Source organism: Nocardia ninae NBRC 108245 (assembly GCF_007990755.1).
Lineage (GTDB): Bacteria > Actinomycetota > Actinomycetes > Mycobacteriales > Mycobacteriaceae > Nocardia > Nocardia ninae.
The window spans coordinates 1-12,074 of sequence record NZ_BJXA01000002.1; the positions used below are offsets into that span (position 1 = coordinate 1).

Genomic DNA, 12,074 nt, shown 5'->3' on the forward strand with positions numbered 1-12,074 from the left:
GCGCACATCGTGAATCGTGAACAAGCTCTCGCCGGATTTCGCAGCCAACTCGATGCCGGTCAGCCACTGATCGGTGCGGGCGCGGGCACCGGGCTGTCGGCCAAGTCCGCGGAGATCGGTGGGGCCGACCTCATCATCATCTACAACTCGGGACGGTTCAGGATGGCCGGTCGTGGCTCCCTCGCCGGCCTGATGCCCTATGGCGATGCCAATGCCATAGTGATGGAGATGGCCGCCGAGGTTCTCCCGATCGTCAAGCAGACCGCCGTCCTCGCCGGTGTCTGCGGCACCGATCCGTTCCGGCAGATGCCACGGTTTCTCGATGAGATCCGCGCTATCGGGTTCACCGGTGTCCAGAACTTTCCCACCGTCGGCCTGATCGACGGCGTTTTCCGTGCGAATCTCGAGGAGACCGGTATGGGATTCGATCTCGAGATCGAGCTGATCCAGTTGGCAGCCGAGCGCGAGTTGCTCACTGCGCCATATGTATTCGATGCGGAGCAAGCTACTGCGATGGCGCAGGCGGGTGCGGATATCATCGTGCCGCACATGGGGTTGACGACGAAGGGCAGTATCGGCGCGACAACGGCGATCACGCTCGACGAGGCAGTGGTGCGGGTGCAGGAGATGCGTGATGCGGCCGCGGCGGTCGACCCCGGCATCCACGTGTTGTGTCACGGCGGCCCGATCGCCGAACCCGGCGACGTACGCTACATTCTCGAGCGCACCCACGGCGTCGCGGGATTCTTCGGTGCGTCATCGATGGAGCGACTGCCCACCGAACGCGCCATCGCCGACCAGTTGCGCGCCTTCAAGGAAATCCCCACCGATCGCTGAGTCCCGGAATATTCCGCGAAGCTCGACGAAGGAGAATCTTATGCACCGGGATCCGAACGCTGTTGCAACAATGGTTTTCGGCTGGGGATCGATCAAATGGCATGTCACGCCCGGCATCATCGACGGTGCGTCGTCAACGCTAGGCGAGGTGGTGATCAACCCGAACAAGGGCCATGACCGCCACGACCATCCCGACTCCGATGAAATCCTCTATGTCGTGGACGGCGAGGGACGCCAAACCGTCGGTGACAGCGACGAATTCGCCATCAAGGTCGGCGACGCGGTGTGGATTCCGCGCGGCACCTTGCACTCCACCTACAACACCGGCTGGCGCCCGCTTCGACTGGTGGCAACCTACACCCCCGGTGGCGCCGAGGCCGCCCTTCGTGGCCTGCCGGATTTCGTCGAGCTGGCACCGGGGGAATTCCCGACGTGGGCCCAAGACTCATAACTGTTCCTCGGGGACGGACAGGCACAGCAGCCCGGGCCCGGGTGACACAGTCTTCGACGTCGGTGACGAACTGCGCGCTGCCTGGCGGGACATCGTCGTCATCGATGCGGTGAGTCAGGACGAAGATCGGCACGCCGTCGTGATGGTCACCCTGCCAACGCCCGGCCAGCTCGAAGGTGCGCCGGCCGGAGATCACCGCACCGGTCGCCATGGCCTCGCCGAACACCTGCCCGCTGGGGCCATCCGACATCCGATCGTCGAGCCAGTTGAACAGCCGCCCGCCATCGCGACCGAGCTCCTGCCCCATCCGGTCGTCCGGGCCGGCGATGAAGCCGTCGAGCGACATCGACATGTAGAGGCGGATCGGTGGGGTGGGCTGCGGGATGTCTGGGTGCATGTCCATTGAGACCGTGTGGGATCGACGAACTCATCGCTGTCGAACCCGGCACCTAGGTTCCGATCGGTTCGCGTATTCAGTCGAGGGGCGCGGCGGTCGTCGGGTGCGAAAAGCCCTGCGGGGAAGTGGCGTCGCGCGACTGCCGTGCCCATGGTTGCATGTGAGGGCGCAGGACGAGGTGGAGGATCATGGGATACGACTGCACATTGCATCTGGTTGACGAGGACGCGATCCGGGAGCGGTTCGTGCCCCGGCTGCTCGGGAGTTCCACCGAGCCGACCGCATTGGATCGAGTGCATCCAGGTGCTGAGGACCTTTGGCGGCAAGTGCGGGAGCTGTTGCTCGGAGCGGACGCGCGGGCCGCGGCGGAGGCGGTGTCTGTTGCGGCGGTGATGTTCAGCGCTTCGATGCTGCCGTACCGGTACGAGCGAGGATTGGCGCTGAGTCTCGCGTTCGAAGAAGGGCGAGTGTTCCCGGACTCGGTGTTCGTACCGAAGGCCGAGTATGCGCCGGACGGGCTGTTCACCGAAGTTGTTGCGGCGCATCCGCAACTCGGTAGGGAATTTTCGTCGGGATGGTTCAGTGGGAACTATTCGACGGGCCTGTATGTGCCCGCCGAACATGTGGCGGAGGTGCTGGAGTGGGTGCAAGAGCAGCTCGTGCCCTTGTCGAAAGGCGAGCGGCGGAAGTATCGCGGGATAGTGGCGACGCTGCGGGCGGCGGTCGACTGCAAGCTGGGGTATTGGGAGGCAACCGATCTCGCGGTGCCCGCGGCGGGTGAGTTCCCGGGCGATCCGGAACTGATGTGGGCGCAGTACCTGGGCAACGACGGAACTCCGGCCGCCGCGGTGGAGACCGCGGCGGCCTCGCCGATTGCGAGCGTGCTCGATGACATAGTCGACGGATTTCTGCTGTCGCACAGCGACGGCAAGAATCCTCGGGTGGAGTTGTGGGATCTCGAGGTGTGGCCCCCGCGTTTGTCGCTGCAACGCAACGAATTCTGGGTAGCGGCAGCACGGACGCCCGCCGGTGGATGGCTCGCGATGTCGACCCACGACACGAAGGCGCGCCCGCGCGTGTTCGGGCCGATCCTGGTGGACGGGGCGGAGGATGCGCCGAAAGTATTACCGCCCAAGGGTCCGGGCGAGGCCGATCTCTACGCGCACGAGTGCTACTTCCTCGGCGCACGTCCGGTGGTGTTGCACGAGGTGAAGAGGCACCTGCTGAGATTCGGCGGGCTGAATGTCGGTGACCCGCTGCCTGGTCCACTGTGGCTCGGGGAGTCCGGTGAGTGGGAGCAGATTCCCGGCATTCCGGACGCCGCCGTGGTGAAGAGTGTGCTCGGCGACGCCGCGCTGCCGATGACCGGAGGCGCACGGCTGGCGGACGGCAGCACCGTATTGATCTGGGACGGAAACGGTTACGAGCTCGATGCGGCGGCCGCCGGCTGCGTCCGCACCTTCGAGATGGCCGCCGAGCGCTCGCACGTCGAGTTCACCTCGGTGCCCGCAGGGGAGGACGGATTCTTCTATCTGTCCGATCGCGACCTGTACGAAATCCATCGCGGTGGTACACCGATCCGGCATGTCGAAGCGTGGACGAATGTGATGGCCGTGCGCCCGGGACCGGACGGCGGACTGCTGTTGAAGTTCGGTGACAACGACGAGGGGGACGTCGGAGTCCTCTACTTCCCGGAAAGTCGCACCTACATTTCGCTGCCGCCGGAGATGTTCGACGACAGGTCCAGCTACTCGGCCCTGTACTGGAGCGCGGCGGCCGATCGAATCGTGGTGGTCGGCGGTGGTTTTGTCGCCGTTGCGGTGGAAAGTGTTCTGGCACAGCAGAGATCGGCGGTGCCGGCGTAGTTCCGATCCTCGGTTCCGGCAACTCGCCGATCGCGCGGTCGATAATTGTCGCGATGATCCGGCCGCGCTATTTCCCCGGGTGGTTTCAGACTGGCCTTGACTCGAATTAACGAGACCTTACGCAACTCGACCGTTCCGTTACCGGTCTTTACCCTTCGGTACTGATCGGTAGGTGGATCAAGGTGGCTTCAACACTGATCAACGAGTACGGAGAATGGTGATCACCTCCGTCGATTCGCCAAATCCGCAGTGGGAGAAGCAGTGTCGATGAATGCAGGGTCGAATATGTGGAACAGGGTACGAGAGCACGTTGGTCGGTCACGAGCCGTGCTGGGTGCGGTGTGCGTGGGGATTGTTGTCGCGGGCAGTGCGCTGGCAGGCCCGGCCACCGCCGAACCGGACGAGCCGGCGACGGGGACCGTCGAGTCGCCGAACTGGCGTTGGCCGGTGAACTTGCGGTCCGGTCCGAGCTTGCGGAGTTCGAAGGTCGGCCGGGTTCGGCACGGTGAGCGTGTGGCCATCGTCTGCACCACTCGCGGCGACCGGGTGAAGGGTGCTTGGGGCGCGACCGACGTGTGGAACCGGCTCGACAGCGGCCGGTGGATCAGCGACGCTTTCGTCGACACCGGAACCGACGAGCCCGCGGCACCCGACTGCGCGGGCGGCGATCCCGAGCCGACGAAACCTGATGTGCCAACAAAACCGGACGTGCCAACAAAACCGGAGGAGCCCACCAAGCCGGACGAGCCGGCGAAACCGTCCCCCGGCGAGGGGCAGGGCGCAACCGCGTGGGAGAAGCAGGTCCTCGACCTCACCAATGCCGAGCGAAGCAAGAAGGGGTGTCAGCCACTACGTCTGGACGAACGGCTGACCCGCGCCGCGCGCCTGCACAACCAAGAGATGCGAGACCGCAGGTATTTCGACCACATCAGCCCCGACCCCGGCCACCGCTACCCCGAGCACCGAGCCAAGGCGCAGGGCTATCAGTCAGAGGTCACGGAAATCATTGCCCTGGGTGCGAGTTCGCCCAAGGAGGCGATGCAGGGCTGGATGAGTAGCTCGGGTCACCGCGCGGAACTGCTCAACTGCTCCTGGAAGTCGGTCGGTGTCGGTGCGCTGCCCGGCACCGGGCGCGGAGGTTCCTTGCTCGACACGGGACCGTGGTGGACCCAGATGTTCGGGGCACGCTGAGCACTGCGGGCGCGCCACACGGATCGAAGCGACGAACGCGCGGTTCGCACCAGACCACGCGGCTGCGGCTTCGGACATGAATGGCTGCGCGTCTATCGAAACGTGTTCGGTTCCGCTGCCTCGTGCGCCTACATCTTGGCGTAGCGAGCCATTGCGAAGCTGTAGAGGCCGTAGGTGATGATGCCGGAGCCGGCGATGATGAGCAGGGCCACACCATATGGTTGTGCGCCAAGGGTTTTGAACGCGCCGTCGAGGCCTGCAGCCCGGTCCGGCTCGGGCCGGGTTGCCGCGAGGACCACCAGCAACCCGACCGCGGCGATGGCCAGTCCTTTCGCGATGTAGCCGATCATGCCCAACCGGCGCACCAGGTTGCTGGTGTTGCCCTCGAGGTCGGTCAGGAACTTCTGGCCGGCCCCTTTGTACACGTGGTAGCCGCCGATAGCGATGATGATCAACCCGCCCGCGACGAGGGCGATGATGCCTACGGTGCTGCGCATCAGGTGTGCGGTGAGTCCGGCGCTCTCGCTGCCGCTGGGTTTGCCGCTGCCGCGGGCGAATCCGAATGCGGAGAACGCGAACGCGAAATAGACCACCGCCAGGGAGAACGCCTTCACTCGATCGATCGCCTCGGACTTCTTGCTGTCGGCGTCGGGTCGTGACGAGCTGCCGAGTGCGGCTTCGGCGAGCCGCCACAGTGCCATCACCAGGAATGCGACGGTGCCCACCCACAGGGCGATGGTGCCGCCCGGCTTGGCGGCCAGTTCGGTCATGGCCCCGGATTGGTCGGCGGTGCCGCCCGCGCCGCCGAGGGCGATACGGATTGCGATGTAGCCGATGATCAGGTGGACGATGCCGCTGACGATGAAACCCGTGCGCGCGAATTGCTCGAAGACGCTGTTCTGAGCGATGCGGCCCGCGGTGGAGGACGAGTTGTCGTACTCCTTGGACTGGCTGCTGTTGGCCATGGCGCCTGCTTGCTCCCCGCTCGAACTGGGCGTCGGGCAGATACCCGGTCGTGTGGTATCGAAACAACGAACGCTCGCAGAAGTGGTTCACGGGCCCGATTTACACGGTCCAGGTACCACGTCGCGGTAGTCGTTGGGCCAGAGCCGTTGCGGCTCAGAACATCCTGCGGTTGAGCGATCGATGATCAGACCACCGAGGTGGGGTGGGGAGATCTTAGGATGGCGCATGCGGAAGCGGTAAGTTCGGCGATCAACTGGTCGAGATCGTCGACGACCACCGGGCCGATTGTTCCGCGGTATCGGTCGGTGTGCTCGGGTGCGCCCGCGATGAGCAGGAAGTCGCCGATCGCGGCGATTTCGGCTTGCTCGAAGGCGAATCGGAGATCGGCGGAGGTGCCGACGAGTTTCTCGTAGGTCGGCAATGGTCGCCACAGGCGCGGGACCGAGTACTCGGCTGAATAGCACGACGCACCGGCCGAGATCGAGGGGTGACGAGTCCGCCGTCCCGCTGCCTGACGATCCCAGCGCCGGTGGCCCGCTTCTACGTGTCAGGGTTCGAGGTCGACCACGCCTTTACCGCTGTGGAATTCGAACGGGACCGAGACCTGGTCGTGCGCGATCAACCAGGTGTGGTCGATCTTTCGCATGCCGAACGTGGCCCGGACCCACATTCCGGTCGTCGTCGCCCCGTTCTTCAACGTGCCGTGCAGGCGTGCGAAGGCGTGACCGAATGCCACGTCACCGCCGACGGTGAACGTGAGGTCGCGGATCTCGTAGTCCACTGTCTCGAAGAGCAGAAACACTGTCGCCCAGTTCTCGAGTTTGGCCGCGATCCCGACATGCTGGAGCGGCGGTTCGACATCGAAGGAGACCACATCGGTCGTGTATTGCCGTTGCACGCCTTCGAGATCCTTCGCGCGCAGCGCTTCGACCAGCTTGTCGATTTGCCGGCGAAGCTCTACATCATCGAGCTCAGCGTTGGACTGAAAGTTACTGGGAATAGTCATAGCCGCTCCTCAGGAATCGACGAGAGTGGTTTCGGTGTCCGCGCGCAGCGGCGCGAGCGCGGTGCTCCAGGAGACGACTTGGTCGAGCATGGTGCTCAGTGCAGCGTGGTGGTGGTCGCGCGGTGTGAAGGTGGTGTAATTCTCGAAATCGGTGAGCACCGAAATCTCCACGGCGCGGCTCACATCGGCCATTCCCAGCGTGCTGCACACCATCCGCAGCTGCACCACTGCGCGAGCACCGCCGCTCACGCCGTAGGAGACGAAGCCGACCGCCTTGTCGGCCCATTCCATGCACAGGTGGTCGATGGCGTTCTTCAACACTCCCGGTGCGCCGCCGTTGTACTCCGGGGTCACGACCACGAAGCCGTCGAATGGGTTGATACGCTCGGCCCATTCGCGGGTGTGCGCATGTATCGAAGGTCCGTGCATCGGCGGCATGGGCTCGTCCAGATGCGGTAGGGGATGGTCGCGCAGATCGATCAGTTCGAATTCGGCGTCGCTGCGCTGTGCGGCCGTACTCAGGACCCACTGGGCGACCTGCGCACCCCTACGGTTGGGCCGGGTGCTGCCGAGGATGATGCCGATACTGCTCATGGCCGGAACTCCTGGTTCGCTGAAGATGTCATGACCTTCCGACGACACAGCCGTCCGGAATGTCAGGCAACCTCACAAATCGGCTCGCTGATTCGTCGATTCGGTGAGACCGCGTGGACCCGAAGGAGCCGACCATGACCGACCCGCACCTGCCCGAGGTGATCAAGGAGCGCCGTCAGCTGATCAATGTCGCCTACCGGCTGCTCGGCTCCGTGACCGAGGCCGAGGATGTGGTGCAGGAGACCTACGCGCGCTGGTACGCCCTCTCCGAGCGGCAGCGGGCGGATGTGACGGCGCCGGGAGCGTGGCTGACCACGGTCTCGAGCCGCATCTGCCTCGACCTGCTCGGCTCCGCGCGCGTCAGGCGGGAAAGCTATGTGGGCGAATGGATTCCGGAGCCGATACCGGCCCGGTCCGAATCGAGCAGTGGTCGCGCCTGCGTCGATCCGGCCGACCGGGTCACCCTCGACGAGTCGATCAGCATGGCCTTCCTCGTCGTACTGGATTCCATGACGCCGGCCGAGCGGGTGTCGTTCGTGCTGCACGACGTCTTCCGCTATTCCTTCGCCGAGGTCGCCGACATCGTCGGGCGCTCCCCGGCGGCTTGCCGCCAGCTCGCCTCCAGTGCCCGCCGCCGCATCGATACCTCGCGAAGCCCATCGGGCACCGAGCGTGCCGGGGTGGTGCGAGATTTCAAAAAGGCTTGGGAGACAAAGGACATCGAGGCCCTGATCGGCCTGCTGGACCCGCAGGCGATCGCCACCGCCGACGGCGGCGGCCTGGCACTCGCCTTCCGCGACCCGATCAACGGCGGCGACCAGATCGCCCACGCGTTCATGGAAATCGCCACCCACGGCCCCGCCGTCACCCTTCTGGAACGAACGGTCAACGGCCAGCCCGGTCTCGTGGCACAACTCGACGACACCATCGTCTCGGTCTACGCCTTCGACATCACCCACGACCGGATCAGTCGCATCTGGGCGATTCGGAACCCGGAGAAGTTACGTTCCTGGACAGCCTCGTAAACCGATGGTCACCCGGCCCCGCTACGTCTTCCGGCGAAACGGCTGCTGTCAGGCAGGTCTCATGGTCGCCATGGTGCGCTCGGCCTCCCAGAAAGCGCGCACGGCGAGGATCTTGCCCACCTCGTCGACGTTGTAGATGAACACGCCCTCGGCGTCGATCACTTGACCGCCGGCGTGGCTGCGGACCTTGCCGGTGTAGGCGACTTCGTTCCCGCAGGCGAAGGAGTCCTCGAACAGGAACTCGATCGACTCGTTATGCGCGATCGCCTTGTCCCAGAACGCCGAGATGGCGTCGCGGCCTCGATGTCCCGCACCTTCCGGGTCGAAATGCGAAGGGCCGACCGGGTCTTCGACGATGGCGTCCACGGCGAACATATCCAACCAGGCATTTTTGTCGCAGGCCCGGACGGCGGCGTGCAAGGCTTGGCTGGCGGTGCGCGCTGGATGGGTTGCGGTGGTCATGGTGTCCTCCTGCTGGTGGGCGCCCCATGGATGGGTGACCTGGTGGTCGATCATGAAGCGGCAGTGCGTTTGGGTCGTGCCACCACTGTGCTGACTGTGCGGATTACCCGCGTCGGTAGTTTTCGCCTATTCCCCTGTCGACTTACCACGACAGTGCCGCGCAAGAGCGACGCCAGAACACGCGCCGATGATCGTTGCATGCCAAAAACCGCAAAGGAGGAGCTTTGACTCGACAGCCGGAACGACTGCGCCGCAGTGTAAATCGACTCAACAGGCTCGTCACCCTGCTTCAGAAACGGGGCATCGCCTTCTCGGACATGCACATCCTCACAGTCGTCGGCCGGCGCACCGGTGAGTTGCGGGAGGTGCCGGTCTCGGTGCTCCGGCTCGCCGGCGGACGCTATGTCTTCCAGGCATATCCGAAGTCCGCCTGGGTAGCCAACGTTCGGGCCGCACCGACGGTCACGCTGGCCCGTGGCCGACGCTCCTCGGTAGTGCGAATGGTGGAACTTCCTGTAGAAGAACGCCGTTCGCTGCTACGCGACCATGTCGCGAACAGCCCGGCGAAACTCGACGAATGGTTCGTCAAGACCGGCCTGGTCGAGGAAGCCACACCAGACGGGCTGGCCGCCGCAGCCGAGCGCATCGCCATCTTCCGCGTCGAACCCGCCTGACCGGCACCAAGAGAGGACAAGGCATCGAACTCCCCCGAAGCCAGTTAGGCGGGCCACGATCGACACTGCCAGGATCTACCGTCCCACTCGACAAGAAACGGCACGGCATGCGGCAGGGGGTGGCCCCACACCCGAGCGCCGAGACCACAGAGCTGCGCCAACGTCACCCAGTAGCCGGCTTCCGCGGGGACAGGGCCGTACCATCGGACCGTCCAGCGATCGTCCACGTGCGGAGAAATCTCTTGACTGGCAATCACCTTCGTTGCGGGATCTACCTACCACCGTTCGGCCCGTTCGGCGATCCGCGCAGTCTCGTCGATCTGGCGGTCCGTGCCGAAGCAGCCGGTTGGGACGGCGTATTCCTCTGGGACCACCTACTCGGCGAGACCATGCCGATCGCCGATCCTTGGACAACGCTGGGCGCAATCGCCCAAGCCACCAACCGGATTCGAATCGGCACAACAGTCACGCCACTCGCGCGGCGGCGCCCCTGGGTCGTCGCCCGTCACGCTGCCACACTGAGCAACCTGTCCAACGGACGATTCATCCTGGGCACCGGCCTCGGCTCGGACGAGTCCGGCGACTTCAGCCGTTTCGGCGAACCCGACGACCTGCGAACCCGATCCGCCATGTTCGACGAAGGACTCGACATAGTCCGCGCAATGTGGTCTGGACAGACCTACCAGCACACCGGCCCGCATTACAAGGTCCGCCTCGAGGCAACAACACCAGAACCACACCACATCCCGATCTGGGTGGCGAGCTCGACCAACAACCCGAAGGTGATCCACCGAGCCGCCCGCCACGACGGGATCTTCCCCAACCCGGAAGATCACACACTTACTCCGGACGAACTGGCCGGCATCGTCGCCGCGGTGGACGGCGCCGGCCGCTCGACCGAACGCCGCTTCGATGTCGTCGTTGCCGGCAATGCCAGCCCAGCGTGGAACGAGCCGACCAAAGTCGACGTCGCCGGACTTGCCGAAGCGGGCATGACCTGGTGGATGGAATCGCTCATCCATTACGACCCGCTGGAGTTGTCGCTCGAGATCGTGGACGCCGGACCCCCTCGAATCCGGTCTGCCACGCCATACTGATTCGGTGAAAGAGGAAGCCGCACCGAAGATCTCGTGGATCGTCGATTTTCCGAGTTACCGACCATCCAAGGATTCACTAGCGCGCATCATCGACGCTGACGGTGGGCGTGATGAGGCAGAGAATTCCTATTACGAAGTCTTTGCGGATCCCAGTTATGTTCGACGCGAGGCCGCTGAGCGCCGATTCCGCGGTCAGTACCTTCGGAGACTTCGCCGATTGGCCAACCGCGATCGCGTTCTCCGACGGGGAACTACCCGTCCGGAATGAGGGGCCTCGGTACCCGATAATGCATGTTTGTGAAGATCATCCTGTCTGTGCCGCGGAGCGTGGGTGCGGCGGCGTTGCGGCTGCGCCCATGGCGGTTCGACGACTTGCCGGCTCTGGTTGCCGCACATCGCGATCCGGGTTTGCGTCGCTGGCTGGCCAGCCACCTGGTCGACGAAACCGATGCCCGGGACTGGGTGGACATTCAAGTCCGCGGCTGGATTGATGGCACACGGTTCAGTTTCGCTGTGGTCAGCGCCGACGACGATCGCTCGCCCGTCGGCCATGTAGTGGTGAAGACGACCACGGCCGGGGTAGCCGAAGTCGGGTATTGGACCGCCGCCCATGCCCGCGGTCGAGGTATCGCTGCCTGTGCTGTCGAGACCGTGTCCCGGTGGGCGCTGGCTGAACAGAACATGGTCCAACTGAACCGGTTGGAGCTTTTGCACGCGCAGGACAACCATGCCTCTTGCCGGGTGGCGAACAAGTGCGGATACACCTTGCAGGAGCTGCTGCCCGCCGCACCACCCACCTTCCCTCGCGATGGGCATCGGCATGTGCGTAATGCAGATGAGCACCCGATCTGACAGGCGCATCAACCGCTTCCAACGACCATGTGTGATCTTTGCGGACCAGACCCCGCTGCGATGCGGACATTAGTTACCACCGAATCTCGAGCAGTCCCATTCGCGCGCCGGCCAAACCAGGTGGTTGTTGCATACTTCGGGGATGAGCGCGACACAGTTCGTGGAGATCGATGGTCGAGGCTTCTGGGCCGTGGACGACGCGCTCGGCGTGTGGCTCGCTTATCTGGTCGACCAGGTAGGAGACGAGTCGCGCGCTGACGATCCCTGGCTCGCCGACGTTTGCGACCAGTGGCGTCGCACCGCCGCAATCAGCGATTTCGGCACCACGATCGACTTCGACACCCGACAACAGCGAGACCAGGTCCGCGAATTCGCCCGGGCCGCCCGCGACGCGGCAGTGGCAGCGGGTGATGTGCGCACAGATCAGTTGTGCCAGTGGCTGATTCTGGACGACATCGCGGTATCGGACGGTCATGCTCGTCGGCCCGGCGGCGTCCAACTCAACCGTATTCTTGAGGTTGCTGACGGATTCATCGCTCTGCTGGACGGCCGTTTGCCGCCTGACCCGCCGTCGGGCTGGTGGTTCGTCGGGACCGGCGAAGGAATGCGCGTACTCACCCGGCGGTGAGAGCAACTACGGCTCGGCGCGGATATGGG

General features: G+C 64.6%; 15 protein-coding genes. 10 read left to right on the forward strand and 5 right to left on the reverse strand.

Annotated features, from left to right (window positions below; all coding sequences use genetic code 11):
* From NN4_RS02050 to NN4_RS02070, 5 genes are all read left to right on the forward strand, one after another.
* The coding region (locus NN4_RS02050) for a phosphoenolpyruvate hydrolase family protein (RefSeq protein WP_281289300.1) at positions 1-837 on the forward strand (837 nt) is incomplete at its 5' end.
* Positions 838-877: 40 nt separating this feature from the next.
* Positions 878-1,288, forward strand: a complete 411-nt coding sequence (locus tag NN4_RS02055) for a cupin domain-containing protein (protein ID WP_147128226.1) — start codon at positions 878-880, stop codon at positions 1,286-1,288.
* 109 nt (positions 1,289-1,397) lie between these two features.
* Positions 1,398-1,694, forward strand: coding sequence for a hypothetical protein (locus NN4_RS44720; RefSeq protein ID WP_186818210.1), 297 nt, complete (start codon positions 1,398-1,400; stop codon positions 1,692-1,694).
* A 179-nt stretch (positions 1,695-1,873) separates the two neighbouring features.
* Entirely contained in the window at positions 1,874-3,550 is a 1,677-nt protein-coding gene (locus NN4_RS02065; protein WP_147128227.1) for a hypothetical protein, read from the forward strand.
* 345 nt (positions 3,551-3,895) lie between these two features.
* Positions 3,896-4,741 (forward strand): CAP domain-containing protein, encoded by an 846-nt coding sequence (locus tag NN4_RS02070; RefSeq protein ID WP_186818211.1) that lies wholly within the window; start codon positions 3,896-3,898, stop codon positions 4,739-4,741.
* Positions 4,742-4,869: 128 nt separating this feature from the next.
* Here the strand turns inward: NN4_RS02070 and NN4_RS02075 are convergent, their stop codons facing one another.
* The 4 genes from NN4_RS02075 to NN4_RS02090 form a co-directional block, all read right to left on the reverse strand.
* A complete protein-coding gene (locus NN4_RS02075; RefSeq protein ID WP_147128229.1) occupies positions 4,870-5,706 on the reverse strand; it encodes a DUF1206 domain-containing protein in 837 nt (278 codons plus the stop codon).
* Positions 5,707-5,891: 185 nt separating this feature from the next.
* Positions 5,892-6,128 carry a hypothetical protein gene (locus NN4_RS02080; protein WP_246180662.1) on the reverse strand — a complete coding sequence of 79 codons (237 nt, stop codon included), beginning with the start codon at positions 6,126-6,128 and terminating at the stop codon, positions 5,892-5,894.
* Positions 6,129-6,254: 126 nt separating this feature from the next.
* The gene (locus tag NN4_RS02085) at positions 6,255-6,713 is read right to left on the reverse strand and encodes a YybH family protein (protein ID WP_147128230.1); all 459 of its coding nucleotides are present in this window, start codon (positions 6,711-6,713) and stop codon (positions 6,255-6,257) included.
* A 9-nt stretch (positions 6,714-6,722) separates the two neighbouring features.
* A complete protein-coding gene (locus tag NN4_RS02090; protein WP_147128231.1) occupies positions 6,723-7,307 on the reverse strand; it encodes an NADPH-dependent FMN reductase in 585 nt (194 codons plus the stop codon).
* A 134-nt stretch (positions 7,308-7,441) separates the two neighbouring features.
* On the opposite strand from NN4_RS02090, the gene sigJ reads away from it, so the two are divergent.
* Positions 7,442-8,332, forward strand: a complete 891-nt coding sequence (gene sigJ / locus NN4_RS02095; RefSeq protein ID WP_147128232.1) for an RNA polymerase sigma factor SigJ — start codon at positions 7,442-7,444, stop codon at positions 8,330-8,332.
* 48 nt (positions 8,333-8,380) lie between these two features.
* Here the strand turns inward: sigJ and NN4_RS02100 are convergent, their stop codons facing one another.
* Positions 8,381-8,794 carry a nuclear transport factor 2 family protein gene (locus tag NN4_RS02100; RefSeq protein WP_147128542.1) on the reverse strand — a complete coding sequence of 138 codons (414 nt, stop codon included), beginning with the start codon at positions 8,792-8,794 and terminating at the stop codon, positions 8,381-8,383.
* 317 nt (positions 8,795-9,111) lie between these two features.
* Between NN4_RS02100 and NN4_RS02105 the strand changes: the two genes are divergently transcribed.
* The 4 genes from NN4_RS02105 (at position 9,112) to NN4_RS02125 (ending at position 12,045) form a co-directional block, all read left to right on the forward strand.
* Positions 9,112-9,468, forward strand: a complete 357-nt coding sequence (locus NN4_RS02105) for a nitroreductase family deazaflavin-dependent oxidoreductase (protein ID WP_186818212.1) — start codon at positions 9,112-9,114, stop codon at positions 9,466-9,468.
* Between the two features lie 242 nt (positions 9,469-9,710).
* Complete coding sequence (locus tag NN4_RS02115; RefSeq protein ID WP_222594943.1) at positions 9,711-10,565, forward strand: LLM class flavin-dependent oxidoreductase; 855 nt, start codon at positions 9,711-9,713, stop codon at positions 10,563-10,565.
* 291 nt (positions 10,566-10,856) lie between these two features.
* Complete coding sequence (locus NN4_RS02120) at positions 10,857-11,417, forward strand: GNAT family N-acetyltransferase (protein ID WP_147128235.1); 561 nt, start codon at positions 10,857-10,859, stop codon at positions 11,415-11,417.
* 190 nt (positions 11,418-11,607) lie between these two features.
* A complete protein-coding gene (locus NN4_RS02125; RefSeq protein ID WP_147128236.1) occupies positions 11,608-12,045 on the forward strand; it encodes a hypothetical protein in 438 nt (145 codons plus the stop codon).
* The last annotated feature ends 29 nt before the right edge of the window (positions 12,046-12,074 follow it).